This is a genomic window from Bartonella sp. HY328, assembly GCF_025449335.1.
Lineage (GTDB): Bacteria > Pseudomonadota > Alphaproteobacteria > Rhizobiales > Rhizobiaceae > HY038.
In genome coordinates this window covers 248723-269949 of the sequence record NZ_CP104884.1, presented here as the reverse complement: position 1 = coordinate 269949, position 21227 = coordinate 248723, and the positions used below count along the sequence as shown (strand labels likewise).

The following is a 21227-nucleotide window of genomic DNA, read 5'->3' as shown; positions in this document are numbered from 1 at the left end:
CAGCAGAATATTTTGGAGGTGTTTAAATGAATAAAGAAGAACTGAAAAAGAAAGTCTGCGCTGCAATTGAAGCGCGCCGCGATGACATTCTTGCCCTTGGCCGCTCTATTTATCATGAGCCAGAACTTGGCTATAAGGAAGTAAAGACTGCCGCAAAAGTTGAAGAAACCTTTAAGCGCATGCAACTGCCTTATGAAAAAGAATTGGCACTCACCGGAGTAAAAGCACGGTTAAAGGGCAAAAATTCCGATCATAGTGTGGCTGTCATCGGCGAATTAGACGCCATTATCTGCCATGAACACCCAAATGCTGATGAATTAACTGGCGCTGCCCATTGCTGCGGCCATAATGTGCAGATTGCCACAATGATTGCAGTTGGCATGGGTTTGCAAGATGCCGATGCCATGGAACATTTAAGCGGTGATGTGGTTCTATTTGCTGTTCCAGCGGAAGAATATGTTGAAATTGCCTATCGCAATAAACTTCGCCAACAAGGCAAGATTAAATATCTTGGCGGCAAGGCTGAACTTATTCGTCTTGGTGCTTTTGATGATGTTGATATGGCCATTCAAATGCATGTTGTTCCCGATAATAAACATGAGCGTTATTTACAATTATCAACCACCAGTAATGGCTTTATCGGCAAATTAATCACCTATAAAGGCCAACCTGCCCATGCTGCTGCCGCACCTTATGAAGGTGTTAATGCGCTTAATGCCGCCATGATGGGCATTATGGGGGTTAATGCTATTCGTGATACGTTTAAAGACCAAGACAATGTGCGCTTTCACCCAATTATCACTAAGGGCGGTGATTTGGTTAATGTTGTACCAAGCGATGTGCGTATGGAAAGCTATGTGCGCGCTGCCAATATTGACGCAATGATTGATGCCAATAAAAAAATTGACCGTGCATTAAAAGCTGGCGCAATGGCAATTGGTGCTGAAGTGGAAATTGAAGATCTTCCAGGTTATTTACCGCTTAATAATGATGCCAATATTAATGCGTTTTTTGAAAAAAATGCCGAGGAATTGGTAGGTAAAGACCGTGTTCGCCAAGGTAAGCACATGGCAGGCAGCACCGATACGGGTGATTTATCACAAATCATTCCACTTGCCCACCCTCATGCTGGCGGCATTGAAGGCACTTTGCATGGCAAGGATTATAAAATCTTTGATGAAGACACCGCTTATATTCGTTGCGCACAAGCCATGGCAATGACGGTGATTGACTTGCTTTATGGTGATGGCGAGGGCGCACAAAAAGTAAAGTCGGAATTTAAACCGCAACTTACCAAAGAAACCTATCTTAAATTGCTTGAATCTTTTTCAAGTAATTAAAACCAAAAAGCGGTAAAGGCATGCCTTTACCGCTTTTTTAATTCAGCTCATTCATTGCCTTTCGTGCAAAATAATTACCTTGATCTGCGGCTCGTTTTTACCTGCAAATATTTTATTTTGCCAAAATTTTTATCTGCACCAAACTCGATCAAGTTAAAATCTTTTGGTAGACTTTCCCGCCTATATTTGACCAATCTCTTAGCCGTTCACTTAAAGTCACCGTCAAGCACCGATGATTATCCGACATCTGGATGAATAAATTTTGCGAACTTAAACGTAATTTGCTTTGCCATATTTTCAATAAAAGGTGGATATCCTTTAATAATGCACCATTTAATTTGCCAAATGGTCATTCTTTATTTTAGTAATAACTTAACTTAATGGTAATTATGACTTTCCCTTTTAAAAACCTCAAGGTTTGAAAATAAGCGCCGGTTCTAGTAACATTAACCAAAGCTTTGAAAAGCGCTGTAAAAAAGTGAAATTTGCCGATAATAGCATTTTGACCAATAGTAAATATAGTAAGTTTTGCTATAAAGTTTAGATAGAAATGAAACAATTCAGATTTGGCTGTTTGATATGGATAATGAGAATAACCATTTAGCCTCGCAAAAAAAGAACCATGTGATTATTATTGGATCAGTTAATATTGATATTGCTGGCCGTTCTCATCAACCGCCAAAGAAAAGTGATTCAAATCCGGGTAAAATTAGCTATAGTTCGGGCGGCGTTGGCCGCAATATCGCTCATAATCTCGCGCTTTTAGGTGTCGATATTTCTCTTATCTCGGCAGTTGGCAATGATGTTTATGGCGATAATATCGTAAAAACAACTGCGCAAGTTGGCGTTGACATGACGCGCGTCATGCGTTTTGATGGTGAAAACACCTCAACCTATCTCTCGGTGCTTGATGAACACGGCGAAATGGTTATTGCTATTAATGACATGGATATTGTTCGCCGCATTGATGAAACCATGATTGCAAGCCATATGGATGCGATAAAAGCTGCGAATATTGTGGTGGTCGATTGCAATTTGGAGCAAACAAGCCTTAATTGGCTGTTAAACCAAAAAAACTTGCCAACTATTTTTGTCGATACTGTGTCAGCGCATAAATGCACTAAAATTCAAAATCTTTTAGCCAATATTAACACCTTAAAACCCAATTTATTAGAAGCGCAAACCTTAAGCAATATAGCATTTCATCAACAAAATGATGCATTTAAAATTGCCGATTGGTTCCACAAACAAGGCTTGCAAAACCTTGTGCTCAGTGCTGGCCAATTGGGGGTATTTTACAGCGAAAAAAATGGTGCTAATGGCTGGTTGCCGATTATCAAAACGGATATTGTCAATGTTACTGGCGCAGGCGACGCCATGATGGCAGGGCTTGTTGCTTGTAAACTGCAAAATATGCCCTTATCCAAAGCCGTTCATTTTGCCCAAGGCTGCGCTTCCATGGCCTTAAAAAGTCAATTTACTAATAATCCAGATCTATCATTCAAAAATGTTTTAAACTACTTGGAGTTATCCCATGTCTATGATGCCTAAGGTTGCTATTTCTGATGAATTTCTTGTCATCTCAGACGAAGTAAAGGCAGCGCTTGCCGCCAATGCGCCGATTGTTGCTTTGGAATCAACGATTATTTCTCACGGCATGCCTTTTCCGCAAAATGCGCAAACAGCATTAAAAGTGGAAGAAACCGTGCGTGCCAATGGTGCAGTCCCTGCAACCATTGCCATCATTGCTGGTAAAATGAAAGTTGGCCTATCGCGCGAAGAAATTGAGCTTTTAGGCCGTGAAGGCCATAAGGTTGCTAAAGTCAGCCGCCGCGATTTGCCTTTCATTGTTGCTGGTGGTTTAAATGGTGCAACAACAGTTGCTTCTACCATGATTATTGCAGCTATGGCAGGCATTAAGGTTTTTGCAACGGGCGGTATTGGCGGTGTACATCGCGGCGCAGAAGCAAGCTTTGACATTTCAGCCGATTTGCAAGAACTAGCTAAAACCAATGTTGCGGTTATTTGTGCAGGTGCAAAATCCATTCTTGATTTAGGATTAACCACAGAATATCTCGAAACCTTTGGCGTGCCGCTTATTGGTTATAAAACCAAATCCTTACCAGCTTTTTTCACCCGTACAAGTCCCTTTGAAACCAGTATTCAATTAGATAGCGCAAAAGACATTGCCAAAGCACTTTTTGTCAAATGGCAAATTGGTCTTGAGGGCGGCGCGGTGATTGCCAACCCAATTCCCGAGCAATTTGCAATGCCAGAAGAGCGCATTGCTGCAGCTATTGACCAAGCAGTAAAAGAAGCTGATGAACAAGGCGTTATTGGTAAGGATAGTACGCCATTCTTACTTGCCCGCGTTAATGAACTAACCGGCGGTGATAGCTTAAAATCTAACATTGAGCTGGTTTTCAATAATGCAATTTTAGCTGCAAATATTGCTAAAGAATACCAGTTAATCAGCGCTTAATCATTCAATTTTTTTTTGCTTAATGCCTTTTTAAAATTTAAAAAAACATTAAGCAAAACAAGCTTTTGGCATAGTTGTGCACCTGTGCCACTTTAAAATAGAGGGAAATAATATGGACATAATCCGCAGTGTTATCGGCATGATGTTCTTGCTGTTTATTGGCTTTTTATTTTGTAATAATAAAGCAAAACTCAGCTACCGAACGATTATTGCTGCATTTCTTCTTCAAGTAGTGCTGGGTGGCATCATGCTTTATGTCCCAGCTGGGCAAAGAGCTCTGGAATTTGCCGCACGCGGTATCAAAGCGGTGATGGATTATAGCGATGTTGGTGCGGTCTTCATGTTTGGTGGATTAGCTCAAGATGCGCCAATGAAGGCCACTTTTGGCAATTATGGTTATATTTTTGCATTTCGCGTATTGCCAGCGGTTATTTTTGTAACATCATTGATTTCTATCCTGTATTATCTGCGCATTATGGGGTTGCTGATCAAAGTTTTAGGCGGTTTATTCCAAAAAGCGCTTAAAATTTCTAAGATTGAATCTTTTATTGCGGTGACCACTATTTTTCTAGGTCAAAATGAAATTCCTGCTGCCGTTAAGCCTTTTGTTAAGCAATTAAACCGCAATGAATTATTTACCGCTATGGTAAGTGGTATGGCATCTATTGCCGGTGCAATGCTCATTGCTTATGCCGGCGTTGGCATACCAATCAAGTATTTGCTTGCAGCATCCTTAATGGCTATACCCGGTGGTATTTTATTTGCACGGCTTTTAAGCCCAGCTACAGAAGAATCTGTTGTCACATTTGATAATCTTGAATTTTCTGAAGCGCCAGCCAAGACTATTATTGAAGCTTTGGCTAATGGTGCTTTAACTGGTTTAAAAATTGCAGCAGGTGTAGCAACAGTTGTGATGACCTTTGTTGCGATGATTGCTTTATTAAACGGTATTGTTGGCGCGATTGCTAGCCACCCTTGGATCGGTTATGAAGGGGTAACAATTCAAGGCCTGCTTGGCTATATTTTTTCACCGCTTGCTTATATTATGGGTGTTAGCTGGCCAGATGCTGGTAGTGTTGGCAGCTTAATTGGCCAAAAATTGGTTATTAATGAATTTGTCGCCTATACCGAATTACAAACCATGCAGGCAACAGCAGTTTTAACCGATCCGCGCTCTATTGCCATTGTGTCGTTTGCGCTTTGTGGTTTTGCCAATTTTGGTTCAATTGGTGTTATTATTGGTGCGTTTTCTGCCGTTGCGCCAGAGCGTATTTCATTAATTGCACAATTAGGGCTACGCGCTCTCTTTGCTGCAACCCTATCCAATTTGATGAGCGCGACCATTGCCGGTCTCTTCTTATCAATAGCTGTTTAAATTAATCGGGCGAGAGCCTAATTACGCAGTTAAAACAAAAGGCCAAGCTAATACTTGGCCTTTTGATCTTATAATCGCAATGGGGTGAATATTGTGCAGGCAGTATTAAAAGCATTACATAGTCCCAGCATTTTTGATTTGCCAAACTATAGGCCCGAAAATGAAAACAGTTTTGCCTTTCTACTTCAGGCCATCATTGGACCCAAAGATGATAAAAGCAAGGAATGCTTTGATATAGAAGTTTGTACACCTCTATAATTGCAAGATCATTATACTGCTGCTGTTATTAATCGGGCAGCCATTCCTCAATTGTCACTTCAAAGGTCATACAAACATAGTTAGAGCCAGCAATAAACGGTCCACCAAAAACATTTCCATCGGTATCGGCAACCACTCCAGTTAATGATGCTTGAAGCGAATTATCCGGCTGTTCACGTACTTCACCAGCAATGCTGACAATTTCTACCGCTGGCCCTGATATTTTTTGGTAATTACCATCAATCGTGCCAAGGCAAGCATCAACAAGGCTGCCCAAAGCGCCGCGCACAAATGCATTCCGAAAACCTTGTGCAAGACATAATTTTTCAATGCCCTGTACCAAATCTTCATTAGGGGCAATACGTGCATAGGCGACACGGCCCATCTTGCCGCTTTCAACATAGGTTTGTTCAATATTATCATTCATCAAAGTTGCACTCATTTTCATAACCTTTATGATGTTCAAGCAGTATAGGGCTGCAATAGCGCAATATTGGTTTCTGGGTCGAAAGCTTGCCGCAGTTCAAATCCTTCAAAAGATGTCACCAATACTGAAATAGGAAACGGCCCGACAATGGAGGTTTCCGTCAATATATGGCCACCTTTCACATCGCCCGATTGCGTGCGCAATGAAGCATGACAATGAACAAGTGGTTTATCATCAAGACCAAATCCAAGGGTTGCATTGCCAAATACCATATAGGCTTCACCCGCATGTATTGGTTTTGTATAGGCAATAACTGCTTGTTTGCTTGGATCAGGTGGGGCAACACAATAATCTAGTTTTAAAAAATAACCGCCCAATATGGTGGTTGACACCGATTTAATACCAAGTTGTGCAAGGGGTTCTACCAAGCCTTGATAAAGTGATTTTTCCGGTTGCAAACTTAGTCTTATATGGCGTGAGGACGTTGCATGAGCGCTTTTTATGCGAACGGGATCAAATGCACCTTTATGGCGTAAAGTGCGCGGACGGGGAAATTGCGATGTAATAATTGCCTTCACTGAAACCCTCCTCCAAAAGTTGTGAACACAGTATTGTCGATCAAAGACTTAATGCCCATTTTATTCGCGGCTAAACCGGTTTTTATTATTTGGCATGATTTGAATATAGTTGTATTTTAAAAGAAAATCTTGCTTATTTATGGGGTGTAAACGCAAGTAAGCAGAACATTTTTAGGGGAACTTGCCATTATGAAGAACAAAAAATCTGTCGCCAACAAAGATAAGTTGGATCCTAAAATTGATTTTATGGACAAAAAAATATTATCGGCCTTGCGGCTTAATGGCCGCATCTCCATGGCCGAGCTTGCACAAAAGGTTGGCCTGTCACAATCGCCTTGTTGGTCACGGGTAAAGCGTCTTGAAACGATGGAGGTTATTAGTGGTTATAGCGCGATGATTGATCCAAAATCCATCGGCATGAAGGACCTTGTTTTTATTGAAATTACGCTTGATCGTCATGATGAAACCATTCTTGAACGCTTTGGTGACCATTTGGCAAGAATACCAGAGGTTTTGGAAGCCTATCTTGTTGCTGGCGAATATGATTATCTTGTCAAAGCTGTGGTATCGGGTACTGAACATTTTGAAGTATTTTTACGCGAAAAGCTTTATGGCATTGGCGGCGTTCGTCAATCACGTTCGACTTTCGCTTTGCGGGCATTAAAACAAAACCATTCGATTGACCCGGTTGAATGGCCATTAGGATCATAAGCCTAGCGCATGTTTGTAACATAAAAAGGCGGTTTTGGCTTTTTACAAGGACAAAACCGCCACATCATTTTGCAAAATGTTCAAGCCCTAGTCAATAATACCACCAATGGTAAAACCGCCATCAACAGCAAGATTTTGTCCCGTAATATAGCTCGACTTTTCCTCATCAAGCAAAAATGTAACAGCACCTGCCACTTCATAAGGTTCGGCATAGCGATGGAGCAACACCCGATCAGTCCAACTTTTGCGTGCTTCATCTGTATGCATCATTTTAGCCATTGCTGTTTCTATTGGCCCAGGCGACACGCTATTAACGCGGATTTTAAAGGGGGCAAATTCTACCGCCAAAATACGTGACATTTGGATAACCGCGCCTTTTGAAGCGCCATAGGCGGTGCGACCAAGATTACCGGTAATACCCGACACTGAAGCAATATTAACGATAGAACCACCACCCGTTTTTTGCATAACTTTCGCAACCTCGCGGCTCATAACAAACGAGCCGATGAGATTAATGTCAAGAATTTGCCGGAATTTTTCAACACCTGTTTCAAGCGCAGGAATATCGGCGCCAATCCCCGCCGAATTGACGAGACCACGCAGAGGCGACGCGCTTGCCGCCCATAAAGCGACTTGTTGCACCATGTTGTTTTCATCGGCAACATTTAATCGTTCAAAGCGAATTTGCTTTGCCTTTTCACCAAATTTTGTCTCAAAAGCTTGCCTTGCCGCTTCAATTGCATTTTCATTAATATCGGCCGCAATAATCGTCCAATCCTGCGCGAGCAATTGCTCACAAATCGCAAAGCCAATACCAGCCGCCCCACCCGTTACAATAATTGTTCCCTTATCAGACATTTTGTCCCTTTCTTATTTTCTTGGTTATTTTGTAATGCATTATATTTCGCCGCGCTGCTCCAACACTTCGCGCACCATTTTTTTGGTAATTTTGCCATAAGCTGATTTTGGCAAACTTTCCCAAAACAGCACTTTTTTTGGTAATTTATAGCGTGCGATTTTTGGTTCTAAAAAGCTGATAATTGCGCTTTCATCAATAATGCATCCCTTATGCGCGACACAAATTGCAATACCAACTTCGCCCCATTTGGCATCAGGAATACCTAAAATCGCTACTTCATCAATATCGGGATGGGTTAATAATTTTTCTTCAATCTCACGCGGATATACGTTGGAACCTCCCGAAATATACATATCGGACGCTCGTCCCGTGATATAAAGAAAGCCTTGTTCATCCATATGGCCAAGATCACCAGTGCGAAACCAGCCATGGCGAAATGCTTTAGCATTGGCATCATCATTATTATAATAGCCAGCAAAAACGGCGAGGCCGCAAACACAAATCTCACCGGTTTCAAAAGGCGCTAATTCCTTGCCATTATCATCTTGTACTTGCACCTGCATCGCGGTGCGCTCAATGCCGCAAGTGCCAATTTTAACATGGTCACCATCTTCAACGTCATGCAAAGCAGGCGGTAAAACAGTAATATTGCCAGTCACTTCACCAAGGCCAAAATATTGCACTAAGACTTTACCCAATTTGCGCAAGGCAAATTTTTGATCTTCACGATACATTGGCGCACCGGCATAAATCACATAGCGCAGGGAAGAATGATCATAATGATCTAAGCTTGGTGCTTCAGCCATCATTTTGGTAATGGTTGGCACTGTAAAAATATTGCTCACTTGCCATTTTTGCACCAATTGCCAAATTTCATTGGCATCAAATCTTTCACTACACGGTAGAATAGTTTTTACCGCGCGCGCCGTATTGACAAGTTGATGTATTCCTGCGCCATGCGACAAAGGCGCCACCACAAGTGAAGCATCATGATTTGTTGTTGCAGGCATTAAATCACAAAGATGATTGGTGACCACAAAGCCCATTTGACCATGGGTAAGCACAGCGGCCTTTGGCCGCCCTGTCGTACCCGAGGTGAAGAAAAACCAACAAGGATCATCATGCTCGACATCGCAGGGCAGAAATTTTTCACCCAAATATTGTGCAACCAGCCGATCATAAGACGGAGCAAAATGCCCCTCGCCGATCTCAATAATAATATCAAGGCTCGGTGTCGCCGCCTTTGCCGCAATGACGTGATCTGGAAAATCGCTATTGCAAATCATTGCCTTAGCGCCACTCGCCTCCACAAGATAGGCCACTTCATCGGCGGTTTGCCGAAAATTTGTTGGCACCCAAACCGCACCAAGGCGAAAGCAAACAAACATTGTTTCAAACATTTGCAAACAATTTTGCGATTGCACGACAATGCGATCACCCTTGCTGATCCCTAATTTACTAAGCGCGACGGCCATAGCATCAACCCGCGCATTAATCTCTTGCCAGCACAAAATTTGCTCACCATGAACAAAACCAATATCACTAGCAAAGCGCCTTGCTGCTTGTGCCAAAAAATGCGAAAGATTCATAACGCGTTTGCTGCAGGGTATAACGCCGCCCTTTGGTGCAAATGTGCTCATTTTAACCTCTCAAGAATTGAAACATAATTGGCAACGGCGACGCCGCCCATATTAAAAATGCCAGCCGCATTGGTATTGGCAATTTGCATATTACCCGCTTCACCCAGCAATTGCATTGCGCCAAGAATATGCATTGAAACCCCTGTTGCTCCGACAGGATGGCCTTTGGACTTTAAGCCACCGGAGGGATTAATCGGTAGGCGGCCATCTTTACGAGCAATGCCCTCGCGCACCACCTTGTAGCCCTCGCCCGGTTTTGCAAGCCCCATAGCTTCATATTCAATAAGCTCGGCAATGGTGAAGCAATCATGGGTTTCAACCAATTGTAGGTCATCAAGGCTCATATTGGCGGTGGCAAGCGCATCATGCCAAGCCTTGCGAGCGCCTTCAAAGGCAATTGGATCACGCCTTGATAGCGGCATAATATCATTGCGGTGGCTGCGTGCGCGAAAACGAATAGCACGCTGCATACTGCGGGCTGTGTCCGCATCAGCAAGGATAATGGCGCAAGCACCATCAGAAATAAGCGAGCAATCAGTACGGCGTAAAGGGCCAGCAACCAGCGGATTTTTATCTGATACAGTATTGCAAAATTCAAAGCCTAAATCTTTACGCATTTGGGCAAATGGATTGCTAACACCATTGGCATGGTTTTTAGCAGCTATCAGAGCTAGTTCTTCTGATCGGTTGCCATAACGCTGGAAATAGTTTTGCGCAATTGTGCCAAAAACGCCAGCAAAACCACCTGCAATATCAGCTTCTTCCTTGCGGTAGCAGGCATTAAGCAATATATCGCCAACTTCCGCTGTTGGCTTTGCTGTCATTTTTTCAGCGCCCACCACAAGTGCAATCCGCCCACGGCCAGATTCAATAAAATCAAGAGCACTATGCAAAGCTGCCGACCCTGTAGCGCAGGCATTTTCCATCCTTGTCGCTGGCGTATAGCTAAGGCGTTCATCGGCAAGTGCAACAAGGCCGGCTTGAAAATCTTGTTTGGAAAAGCCTGAATTCATAACCCCGACATAAATGCCATCTACCTCTTGTGGCTCAACACCGGCATGCTGTAATGCCGCACCAGAAACCCTTGCCATGAGGCTTTCGGTGTCGGGGTCTTCCAACTTTCCAAAGGGACTATGATGATAACCAATGATACAAGCTTTGGTCATTAGGAAACCTTTCTATGATTGATGAATGGCTGAATTTGATCTTGATCTTGCAGTTTTTTATGACTTTTAAGATGACGCTGCGAACGTAGAGCCGCAGTAATAATGGCCACTTCTTCACGCAAAAGCGGTAAAAGCTCTGCCCTTCGCGCATCATCAAGGCGATTTTCAATAGCAGCAATTGAAATAGCACCAAGGGGTTGGTCTTGCGCATCGTTAACAGCAAGCCCCATCCCCCACGAACCGGGCATTAAAATACCAGGATTAAAGGCATAGCCATTTTTTCGTGTTTCTTCGACACCGCGCCAAATAATTTCATTGCTATAATTTGGATATGAATCGCGTAATATGGCCTGATTTTGGTCAATAATTGCCGCAATATCATCATCACCAAGGGCAGAAAGCATCGCAAGACTACCTGCCCCAATGCCAAGAGGATGACGATCACCGGGTTTTAAAACCTGTGTGCGAATGGGAAAAGCCCCCTCCTCGCAATGGAGACAAACTGAAAAATTATTGCGGCGGACTGAGACAAATACGCTATCACCGCTCGCCTTTGCAAGCCGCATCAAGCTGCCAATCGACAATTGATGAAGACTAAAGCGTGAACCGGCAGCAAGCCCCAGCAAAAAGGCTTCCGGGCCAATAAAATACCGCTTATTGCCGCTATCTTGCTCAACCATGCCAGAACGGATAAGCGCAATAAGCAGCCGGCGCACTGTCGGCTTATGCAAATCCGCTTCCTTGATAATATCGGTAAGCCTGATACCATCTTGTCCAGCACTAGCCACCAATTGCATAACTTGCAAGGCACGTTCTATGCTTTGGGTACCGTCTTTTTTTGCACTGTTTTCCATTTTCAATGCTTTCCATTTGGTTATCTATAATAAAACAACCGCTTAACGCGGCCTTTTAAATGGCCGCAAACTATCGTCTCGCCCTTTTGCAAGGGACGCTGCAAAATATAATTTTTAGCAAAAGCATTTTAACGACTTTTATAAGGGTCAAAAATGCGGCGATAAAATCACCGCATTTTTAAAAAGCGTAAACGGCCTTAAACCAACTTGCCGGTATATTGTTCTAACAAGGACCAAGCTTCTTCTCCATATTGACCTTTCCAATAGGAATAGAAATCAGTTTGGCGAATGGCATCACGGAAAAGCTTTGTATCAACGCTGTTCACAATCATGCCTTTGTCTTCAAGATCCTTGGCAAGATGGGTGGTCATGGATTGCACGTCATTTCGCATATCTAAACCGGCCTGATTGATGTTTTTGGCAACAACTTCTTTCAAATCATCAGGTAATGCTCGCCAAGCACGACTATTGGCTAAATACCAATAGCCATCCCAGCTATGGGTAGTTAATGATAAATATTTTTGAACTTCATAAAGCTTTGCAGTTGAAATAACCGGCAACGGATTTTCATGCGCATCAATCACTTTGGTTTGCAAAGCAGAATAGACCTCGGCAAAATTCATACCAACGGGTGCGGCGCCAAGTGCCTTGAATAATGACGTAAAGCTTGGGCTCACTGGAATGCGTATCTTCATGCCTTTAAAATCTTCAGGCTTGTTGATTGGTATGGTTGACGTTGTCGTATGGCGAAAACCATTATCCCAAACCTTATCCATTGGCATCAAATTGGCTTTCATAATGGCTTGGCGAATATAGGCACCAAGATCACCATCCATCGCTTTCCAAACGGTTGGATAATCGGGGAAAAGAAAGCCAAGGCAATTAATCGCAGCAACTGGTACCAGCGTTGATAAAATAATCCCCGACATGGTAAAAAATTCAATGCCGCCAGAGCGAACCTGACTTAACATATCCGTATCCGATCCAAGCTGGTTGCTTGGAAAAACTTTTAATTCAAAACGCCCATCGGTTTCTTGTTTTAACCGTTCTGCCGCTTCCATTGCCCTTACATTCATTGGGTGGGAAAGGGGCAAATTATTGGCATATTTATAAGAATATTCAGCTCTTTGGGCGCGGGCAATATGGGGCGCCGCCAACATGCCTGCCGATAAAGCACCAACTTGTAATAATTTACGACGCGTAATCATGGATATCTCCCTTTTCATGATAAGCTAAACCGATAAAATATTTGCGTTTGTAATTTTTAACTTTGCTTAGAGAAAGCCGGTGGAAATCCACGGTATAAATGCCACCAAAAGAATGCCGATGAATAGCGCAAAAAGATAGGCGACAATTGGCTTCATACCCTTGACGGGATCAACACGAGCAATCGCACAAGCGCTATAATAACCAACACCAAAAGGCGGTGCAAAAAGTCCAATACCCATGGATAGAATGGCAACCATTGCATATTGCACCTCATTAATGCCAACTTGATGTGCAATCGGGAATAATAATGGGCCAAACAGAACGATAGCTGGAATACCTTCCAAAACCGAACCAAGAATAATAAAGGCAAAAATCGACACGATCATAAAAGTTGTCGCACCACCTGGTAAACCAATCATCACATCAGCTAAAGCCCGCGAGAAACCAGATTGTGTAAGCCCCCAAGCCATACCAGTCGCGCAGCCAATAATTAACAAAATGGCTCCCGATAGCGATGCTGTGTCCACCAGCATGGGCTTTAAGCGACGCCAATCAAAACGGCGATAAATGAAAAGACCGGCAAGAATAGAATAGACCACACCAATGGTTGAAACTTCGGTGGCGGTTGCTACCCCCTCAATCACCGCTGCGCGAATGATAAAAGGTAAAGCAATAGCAGGAAAAGCGATAAAAAAGCTGATTAGGATTTCTTTTTTTGCAACTTTTTGCACAAAGCTTAAATCTTCATGCCGATAGCGCCACCACACCACAAAGCACAACATAATGCCAAGGACGATAGAGGGTAAAATACCACCAGTAAACAAGGCCGCAATTGAAACACCCGTCACAGACCCAATAGTAATCAGCACAATAGATGGCGGTACAGTTTCGGTTTGGGCGCCGGTTGCTGCTAAAAGTGCAACAAGGTCGCCCTCTTGCGCACCGCGTTTTTTCATTTCGGGAAAAAGCACTGGTGCAACCGCGGCCATATCAGCAGCCTTAGCACCAGAAATACCCGACACAAGATACATGGCGCCAATAAGCACATATTGTAGGCCACCATGTACACGGCCCAGCAAATTGGCCAAAAAAGTTACCATTGCTTTCGCCATACCGGTCATTTCAATGAGCATGCCAAGGAAAATAAACAAAGGCACCGCTAAAAGGATACTATGGCTCATGCCTTCATCAATACGGCCAGCAAGAACCAGCAATGGTGTGCGGGTTGTCAAAGCAAGATAGCCAAAAGTTGCTAGGCCAAAAGCAAAAGCAATAGGAATGCCAGACAGCACACAAACTGCAACGCCGCCAACAAAGAAAATAACCAAATTAATATTGCCAAGATTAAAAAGCACCGGTTGCAATAACCAGAATATGCCAATAATAACGGCAGAAAGCGCTAGCGCCGAAAATACCAGCTTAGGTTGTTTTTGCTGCAATAGACGCAAAATAGCAAACACAAACATAATAACAAACCCCACCACTAAAGCAGCAGCGCGCCAAGAATTTTGTAAACCAAGCGCAGCGGTGGTAATATAGGCTTCTTCCTCGGCATATTCAAACGCATGGGGAATGATTAAGACGAAAAATACCAGCCCCGAAACAATTGCCAAAACATCACAAAAAGCACGCCCTTGTTCATTAAATTTAACAACAAGCGCATTCATACGCATGTGATGACCACGGCGAAATGCAATAGCTGCACCAAGCATCGCAAGCCAAACAAACAAAATGGATGCAAGCTCGTCACTCCACAAAATGGGTTTGTGAAATATATAACGGGCCACAACACCGGCAAAAAGGATAATAATTTCAATCGCGACGAGAATAGCCACCGGAATTTCTACCATATGCGCAAGCCATTTTTCAACGTGACTAGCCCATAATGCTAATTTAGATTTCTGCTGATTTTGCTCAAGACTATGCTGTCCAGATGATGGCATATAAATTCCTCCCAATTATGTATTGCTCCAACAATACATAATACTGCCATACCCCCTATTTATCTCTATCGCTCCACCGATATAGATGCCAAGGGAACTCCTCCAATGTGGCAGCGACTATCAATCAGGCTCCTCCCCGAATGCGCCCTATATTTTCTTAAAAATGGTTTTTAAAACATCAACCAACTTTATCAATAATATGGACCCTATAGTCACTTAATTTTTAGTATTATCCTAAATATTTTAATTTGCAACCAGAAAAATTGCCTAATAAAGTGCATTTATACTAAAATTTTGGCAATTATTGATAAAATTAAATATATTTATAGTCCATATTATGGATCTTTTACATTGATAGAAGCAGAATTTTCGGCAATTATCATTTGTTTTATCTATTATTATATAATTTTGATGATAAATTTTTTAAAAAATTGCTAGGAATATAAAGTTGCATTTTGTAAAAAATTATAAGAGGCATATTTTAAAAGGATATTTTGTTGCAACACTATTTATGGCACAAATATTTTTCTATTAAATCCAGCAATGATAAAAAATACAAAATTGTGGTTATTGGTTTATTGATGTATAAAGCTTGACGCGGATTTTTATGAAACTGCTACACGTTTTGCTTATCCTAATCAAACAAATCTTTAAAGGACGTTTGCATGACCATTATTAACCGATTTTTTGGCGCTGTAATAGCAATAGCTTTCACATTATTTTGCACTTTTTCAGCCCATGCCAGCGATAAAAATGGCCTTGACATATCAGTTTACAACCCAGGCGATAAAGGTATTTTTGCCGTATCTTCTGAAATTATCACCGGCCCAAGCGAAGTGATGCTCATTGATGCGCAATTTTCGACCCTTGATGCCACCAAATTGGTAGAAGAAATCAAAGCAACTGGCAAACCATTGAAAACTATTTTTATCAGCCATAGCGATCCTGATTATTATTTTGGTTTGGAAACGATTAAAGCCGCTTTTCCTGATGCCAAAATTTTATCTACCCCACAAACCGTTGCTCTTATTGAGGCTACCAAAGATGATAAATTGGCTTTTTGGAAAGATATTTTAGCAGAAAATGCGCCAAAAGCTTTAATTGTTCCACAGCCATTGGAAGGCGATACACTGACCCTTGACGGCCACGACATTAAAATTATTGGACTTGATGGCCCAGCACCTGAGCGCACAACCTTATGGATTGCAGACAATAAAGCAGTTATCGGCGGTGTCGTTGTTTTGGCGAACGAACATGTTTGGATGGCAGATACACAAAGTAAAGAAGCAAGAAGCAATTGGATAAAAATTCTTGATAAGATTGAAGCTTTACAGCCCAAAATGGTAGTACCAGGTCATTTTATTGATAATAAGGACGGCAGCAAGCCATTCACCCTTGCATCAGTTCAATTTACACGCGATTATATCAATGCCTTTGAAGAAGAAGCCGCAAAAGCCAAAAACAGTAAAGAGCTTATTGCAGCAATGGAAAAGCGCTATCTTGACCTTGAAGGTAAAACTTCTTTAGAAATGAGTGCGCAAGTGATAAAAGGCGAGCGTCAATGGCCAGCAAAATAGGCCTAATGGCTGAAGTTAGAATTAGTGCAAGAATTTTTTAACTTAAAAAACCAAGCCAAAGAAGCAAAATATTTAAGACGAAAAGCGAAACCTTAAGCATATAATTAAATAAACTTTTCGTCTTGCCGATTGCCGTTATTTTTGTGTGTTTTATAGAAATAATCCTAAAGCTATTCATAAATAACTTTGTGCTTATTTCTTAAAGAGTTATCTATATAGTCCACTACATTTTCTCCGGTAACACTTTCAATCTTCAACCTTGCTTTTGATAGATCGAAGTTTTTCCATATAAATCTTATATCTTGTGGCAAAGCATGAAGAAAATGCTGAAAGTTATAATAGTTATTGCCAATATAGGCCCATTGATGACCAATGGAAAATCCAACCTCACAAAAAAAATCTAATTCACTAAAAATCTTATCGCCTTCAATAATAATTTCGGGTTTTTGCACGTCAACAAAACCAAATGAAGAATAGATACTTATCAGATAGTATAATTTCCACTTTTCTGACTTATTTTGCCAAACACGTTCAGTCGGCGACAATTTGAGCAAACCATTGCCAAATTCATCAATGAAAAGATGATTAAAATCTGTGGTTTTAACGCGCAGTATTAGAATGCTACCATTGTATTTAGCATCAATCACATGAAGAAAAATTTTTTCGCCATAAGGTTTATCTGCATTTTTTAAAAAAATATCGTGAATTTTAAAATCGAAATGGTCATGAATATTATAATTATTAATAATTATATCTACAATAATATCTTTATTCGTTTGTTTAACAAAGATATTTTGACAGGACATAATTGGCGCAGCTTGATCAATTTTGTAGAACTTATACGGCATGCTGTTCACTTAAATGATCCTTTCAACATCCACATGTTCTTTTAATAAATAAAAAATATCGTCAGCATTCGCATAAAACATTGGTGAAAAACCCAGTCTCATTGAATTTTGACAATCTTGGTCAATTAATATGCGAGACCGTTCATAGTTTTTCCAAATTATTTTTGTGTCTCTTGGCAAGCTATCGAGGCAATCACTAAGCGCATCTAAATTCCATCCAAAATATGCCCATTGATTATGATTTAATAGAAAACCTATTTCACAGTAAAAATCGAGGCAACCATCAATAATATTGCCATCAATGACAATAGTTTTAGGATAATCAGTGCTGCGCCACGGTACAGCACTAAGATATTTAACCTTGTCAACGGTATTAAAATTTTGCCAAACTCGTTCACTATTATGAAAATTGAAATATAAATTAGTAGCAAAGTCGAATAAATCGCTTTTCAACGGGTCTTTTTCAACATGATTATAGGTTAAAATATAACTAGTATTACACTTTTCGATTGTTTTGATATTGATATATTCACAAATGTAAAGATCATTAATATAAAAATATAATCCCATTCTCTGGTTGTAAAATTGCTCAATCGGGATCTCAGGATTTAAAACGATAAAGACTTTTTCATTATGAAAAATTGAAAAAATATTGCTTATAAATTCGGCCTTAATTGACGGATGGTCAATTTCATCCAATTCCAAAACATATTTAAACTGACAATCCTCTATATCCATTTTGATACTCTTTAATATTTTACATAATTATCATTTGTGAGGTTATATAAGATTGATCGCAACTATCCATAAAACCATAAACTATGGTAAGAATTCTCAAAGCCTCTATACATTCAAAACCATTATTTCAAAAAGGCTGCGCCGGCATTAATATTTAAAATGGATTAGCGCAGGAATAAAAGCTTTCTTTATAGCAGGATTTTGCAATGTCTTTTGCTTTTTTAATATCGCTTTCATTTAATTCTTTTGCCATGCGCTTTAGCTCATTTCCAATATTATCATCAGTCCGATCACTCAATAAATGTGCCACCTCACAAAATGTATAGCCTGCAAGCTTTTCTGGATTTGTTCCACGACCATCAAACAGCATTGTGCCATAAAGGCATTGATAGTTCTTGCGAAAATCATCCGCGGCACGTTTACCCCACAGCAAAGCTTGTTCATCATTCTGCTCAACACCATCTCCATTTAAATAGGCCATAGCAACATAAGCTTGGCTATCAGTATCGCGTTTTTGAGCGGCGTAAAAAGAATACTCAAAGGCAGATTGCAAATCTTTACGAACGCCGATACCTTTTGCATAAAATATTGCAAGTTTCCCATACGCCTTAACCTCACCGTCATTCGCTGCTTTTTCATAGTAATAGAAGGCCCGTTTAGGATCTTTTTGAACACCTAACCCATCTTCAAAATAGGTACCAAGCCGATAAAGTGCTTCCCTATTATTTCGATTTGCCAATATAAGCAGCCATTTATAAGCCTTCAAATAATCTTGATTATTTTCAAACTGATCATAATAGTCTGCTAATGCCATTTGAGCATTTTCCAAACCAAGCCAAGCCGCAGTTTCTGTCCACGCTAATGCTTGTTTGATGTTTTGTTGTGAAACATTGATGCCTAAACCAAATAAATCACTAACATAAGTTCGGCCTTTAACTTTAATCTCGCCAAGTCGTTCAAGATAAAAATAAGTTTGTTTCAAAATGACCAAAGTTAGTTCATTATTTCCATTTGGGATATCTTCTGGTACATATATCGATAACCAAACATCTGCAAAAAAGAGTTCAGCTAAAAATATCTCATAGGGCGTATCACCAATGGTTTCATGCGCAGGGTCAATACCGTCTAAAAACCGAAAATTGTAGCTGAGAATTTTGCCATTTATTGCACTATCTCTTTCATCAAGCTGCAAAATGTTCATTAAAACTGTTGAATGGGTAACGCCAGTTTGCCCAATGGAGCCGATATTTTGGTTAACATTATCTTGTTTTTGTGCATAAACCGGCGAACTGACGAGACCGCAAACCAACACAAAGCTAAACAGATTTTTTTTAAAATAAATCACGTTGCACCATAAGATTGGCAACATAAATGCAAACGATATAATTCTTAAAAAAACTTTGTTTAAATATTTCTGCATATATTGACGCCTTTTGAACTTTTATATCAATATTTTAGCATAAACAAAAATACATAATTGGTGTATTGATATATTTGATGAGAATATTAAAATAATATCTAAAAAAAGAAAGATATTTAATTAAACGAAATAGTTGGGGAAAATAAATTTACAGCAAAGAGCATATTCATTTAACATGGTAATTATTTGGTATAACTTATTATAAACCGCCAATATCTATAAATAAAATTTTATATCTATAAAATGTTAATTTAATTTGGATAAATTATATTATAAATATAAATTCAACAATATTTCAAAGGTATAAAAATAAAATTACTATTTAATTATTTAATATTTAAATAAACTTACATCGGTTTTTTAAAAGATAAAAATCAATATAAGAACTATTCTATATTTGGTCCTATATTATCAAAATCTGTTTAAAATGTCGAAATGCAATTGCAATTTGTGACATATTCCATTAAAGATTTCTTAATAACTTAAGCTCGTTTTCATGCCTAATTTTGCAAGAAACCGTTTTAGGGGCTTGTTTTATTGTCTTTTTTTTAGAATCGGAGGATTATAAAGGATGAAAAAATTCCTTTTAGCCACGCTCGCAACCGCGTCGTTGTTTTTTACCGCACAAGCCAATGCTGAAGATATCAAAATTGGTTTGATGACAGGTTTGACCGGGCCTTACGCAAGTGAAGGCCAAGACATGAAGCGCATTATCGAATTGATGGTCGAGGACATTAATGCCAAAGGTGGTATTAATGGCGACAAGATAAAGTTAATTATTGAAGATGATGGCTCAACGCCAGCGACTGCTGCAACGGCTGCAACCCGCCTTGTTACTGCTGGTGTTCCAGCTGTTATAGGCACTTACGGTTCAGCAATTACTGAAGCATCGCAAGATATTTATGACGAAGCTGGTGTGGTACAAATTGGTACTGGTTCAACCTCTATCCGCCTTACAGAAAAAGGCTATGAACGTTTTTTCCGTACCGCGCCTCGCGATGACGAACAGGGCCGCGTTGCCGAACAAAGCATTAACAAGCTAGGTTTTAAAAAAGTAGCCATTTTGCATGATAGCACTGCTTATGCAAAAGGACTTGCTGATGAGTTGAAAGCTGAAATTGAAAAGCAAAAACGTGAAGACATTGTATTTTTCGATGCATTGGTACCTGGCGAAAGTGACTATTCAGTTGTTTTGACTAAAATCAAGAGCGAAAATCCTGATGTTATCTTCTTCACCGGCTATTATCCAGAAGTTGGTCTTTTGCTGCGCCAAAAGAAGGAAATGGGCTGGGATGTGCCAATCATTGGCGGTGATGCGTCAAACCACGTTGATCTCGTCAAAATTGCTGGTAATGCAGCAGCTAAAGGCTACCGTTTCGTTTCCCCTCCTATGCCGGCAGATCTTGACACGCCAGTCACTAAAGCTTTCCTTGCATCTTATGAAGCAAAATATGGTAGCGCGCCTGGCTCAATTTGGTCTATCGCCGGTGGCGATGCTTTGATTGCACTTGTAGATGCAATTAAAGCTAAAGGCACAGATTCAGAAGCAATTGCCGACTATCTTCATAATGACCTTAAAGATGTTGACGTCTTATCAGGCAAGATTTCTTTCAACGAAAAAGGTGACCGCGTTGGCGACCTTTATCGCCTTTATGAAATTGATGAAAACGGCAAATTTGTCATTCAGCCGCAGTAATTTGCAATTTTAAAATGAAAGAGGGTGACCTCTAATACAAAACCTGCCTTTTACAAAAAGGCAGGTTCTTTCATACTTCCACGTCAAATTGTTGACGCACGGAAGA

General features: G+C 40.6%; 19 protein-coding genes. 8 read left to right on the top strand and 11 right to left on the bottom strand.

Annotated elements, in window-relative coordinates:
• Nucleotides 1–26: 26 nt before the first annotated feature.
• From N5852_RS14640 to N5852_RS14770, 5 genes are all read left to right on the top strand, one after another.
• On the top strand, nucleotides 27–1340 hold the full coding sequence (locus N5852_RS14640) for an amidohydrolase (RefSeq protein ID WP_262099910.1): 1314 nt from the start codon (nucleotides 27–29) through the stop codon (nucleotides 1338–1340).
• A 579-nt stretch (nucleotides 1341–1919) separates the two neighbouring features.
• Nucleotides 1920–2891, top strand: a complete 972-nt coding sequence (locus tag N5852_RS14635; protein WP_262099909.1) for a PfkB family carbohydrate kinase — start codon at nucleotides 1920–1922, stop codon at nucleotides 2889–2891.
• Nucleotides 2884–3822, top strand: a complete 939-nt coding sequence (locus N5852_RS14630) for a pseudouridine-5'-phosphate glycosidase (RefSeq protein WP_262100016.1) — start codon at nucleotides 2884–2886, stop codon at nucleotides 3820–3822. Before N5852_RS14635 ends, N5852_RS14630 begins: the two co-directional genes overlap by 8 nt.
• Nucleotides 3823–3934: 112 nt before the next feature.
• The gene (locus N5852_RS14625; protein ID WP_262099908.1) at nucleotides 3935–5197 is read left to right on the top strand and encodes a NupC/NupG family nucleoside CNT transporter; all 1263 of its coding nucleotides are present in this window, start codon (nucleotides 3935–3937) and stop codon (nucleotides 5195–5197) included.
• A gap of 84 nt (nucleotides 5198–5281) precedes the next feature.
• On the top strand, nucleotides 5282–5455 hold the full coding sequence (locus tag N5852_RS14770; protein WP_410004271.1) for an Imm8 family immunity protein: 174 nt from the start codon (nucleotides 5282–5284) through the stop codon (nucleotides 5453–5455).
• 28 nt (nucleotides 5456–5483) lie between these two features.
• On the opposite strand, the gene N5852_RS14620 is transcribed toward N5852_RS14770, so the two are convergent.
• Nucleotides 5484–5840 carry a PPC domain-containing DNA-binding protein gene (locus tag N5852_RS14620; RefSeq protein ID WP_262100015.1) on the bottom strand — a complete coding sequence of 119 codons (357 nt, stop codon included), beginning with the start codon at nucleotides 5838–5840 and terminating at the stop codon, nucleotides 5484–5486.
• 77 nt (nucleotides 5841–5917) lie between these two features.
• Nucleotides 5918–6385 carry a PPC domain-containing DNA-binding protein gene (locus N5852_RS14615; RefSeq protein WP_410004276.1) on the bottom strand — a complete coding sequence of 156 codons (468 nt, stop codon included), beginning with the start codon at nucleotides 6383–6385 and terminating at the stop codon, nucleotides 5918–5920.
• A 264-nt stretch (nucleotides 6386–6649) separates the two neighbouring features.
• Here N5852_RS14615 and N5852_RS14610 point away from each other — a divergent pair, with 264 nt between their 5' ends.
• Nucleotides 6650–7171, top strand: coding sequence for an Lrp/AsnC family transcriptional regulator (locus tag N5852_RS14610; protein WP_262099906.1), 522 nt, complete (start codon nucleotides 6650–6652; stop codon nucleotides 7169–7171).
• Between the two features lie 87 nt (nucleotides 7172–7258).
• On the opposite strand, the gene N5852_RS14605 is transcribed toward N5852_RS14610, so the two are convergent.
• From N5852_RS14605 to N5852_RS14580, 6 genes are all read right to left on the bottom strand, one after another.
• On the bottom strand, nucleotides 7259–8029 hold the full coding sequence (locus tag N5852_RS14605; RefSeq protein WP_262099905.1) for an SDR family NAD(P)-dependent oxidoreductase: 771 nt from the start codon (nucleotides 8027–8029) through the stop codon (nucleotides 7259–7261).
• Between the two features lie 39 nt (nucleotides 8030–8068).
• Nucleotides 8069–9670, bottom strand: coding sequence for an acyl-CoA synthetase (locus tag N5852_RS14600; RefSeq protein ID WP_262099904.1), 1602 nt, complete (start codon nucleotides 9668–9670; stop codon nucleotides 8069–8071).
• The gene (locus N5852_RS14595; protein ID WP_262099903.1) at nucleotides 9667–10836 is read right to left on the bottom strand and encodes an acetyl-CoA acetyltransferase; all 1170 of its coding nucleotides are present in this window, start codon (nucleotides 10834–10836) and stop codon (nucleotides 9667–9669) included. The genes N5852_RS14600 and N5852_RS14595 overlap by 4 nt, the downstream gene beginning before the upstream one ends.
• A complete protein-coding gene (locus N5852_RS14590; RefSeq protein WP_262099902.1) occupies nucleotides 10836–11690 on the bottom strand; it encodes an IclR family transcriptional regulator in 855 nt (284 codons plus the stop codon). Before N5852_RS14590 ends, N5852_RS14595 begins: the two co-directional genes overlap by 1 nt.
• Nucleotides 11691–11887: 197 nt before the next feature.
• On the bottom strand, nucleotides 11888–12898 hold the full coding sequence (locus N5852_RS14585; protein ID WP_262099901.1) for a TRAP transporter substrate-binding protein: 1011 nt from the start codon (nucleotides 12896–12898) through the stop codon (nucleotides 11888–11890).
• A gap of 66 nt (nucleotides 12899–12964) precedes the next feature.
• Entirely contained in the window at nucleotides 12965–14842 is a 1878-nt protein-coding gene (locus tag N5852_RS14580; protein WP_262099900.1) for a TRAP transporter large permease, read from the bottom strand.
• Nucleotides 14843–15507: 665 nt separating this feature from the next.
• Between N5852_RS14580 and N5852_RS14575 the strand changes: the two genes are divergently transcribed.
• Nucleotides 15508–16419, top strand: a complete 912-nt coding sequence (locus tag N5852_RS14575) for an MBL fold metallo-hydrolase (protein ID WP_262099899.1) — start codon at nucleotides 15508–15510, stop codon at nucleotides 16417–16419.
• A 170-nt stretch (nucleotides 16420–16589) separates the two neighbouring features.
• On the opposite strand, the gene N5852_RS14570 is transcribed toward N5852_RS14575, so the two are convergent.
• The 3 genes from N5852_RS14570 to N5852_RS14560 all read right to left on the bottom strand — a co-directional run bounded on the left by N5852_RS14570 (nucleotide 16590) and on the right by N5852_RS14560 (nucleotide 19350).
• On the bottom strand, nucleotides 16590–17276 hold the full coding sequence (locus N5852_RS14570) for a barstar family protein (RefSeq protein WP_262099898.1): 687 nt from the start codon (nucleotides 17274–17276) through the stop codon (nucleotides 16590–16592).
• On the bottom strand, nucleotides 17277–18005 hold the full coding sequence (locus tag N5852_RS14565; RefSeq protein ID WP_262099897.1) for a barstar family protein: 729 nt from the start codon (nucleotides 18003–18005) through the stop codon (nucleotides 17277–17279).
• A 154-nt stretch (nucleotides 18006–18159) separates the two neighbouring features.
• Nucleotides 18160–19350, bottom strand: a complete 1191-nt coding sequence (locus tag N5852_RS14560; RefSeq protein WP_262099896.1) for a tetratricopeptide repeat protein — start codon at nucleotides 19348–19350, stop codon at nucleotides 18160–18162.
• Between the two features lie 646 nt (nucleotides 19351–19996).
• On the opposite strand from N5852_RS14560, the gene N5852_RS14555 reads away from it, so the two are divergent.
• The gene (locus tag N5852_RS14555; RefSeq protein WP_262099895.1) at nucleotides 19997–21121 is read left to right on the top strand and encodes a branched-chain amino acid ABC transporter substrate-binding protein; all 1125 of its coding nucleotides are present in this window, start codon (nucleotides 19997–19999) and stop codon (nucleotides 21119–21121) included.
• Nucleotides 21122–21227 lie beyond the last annotated feature (106 nt).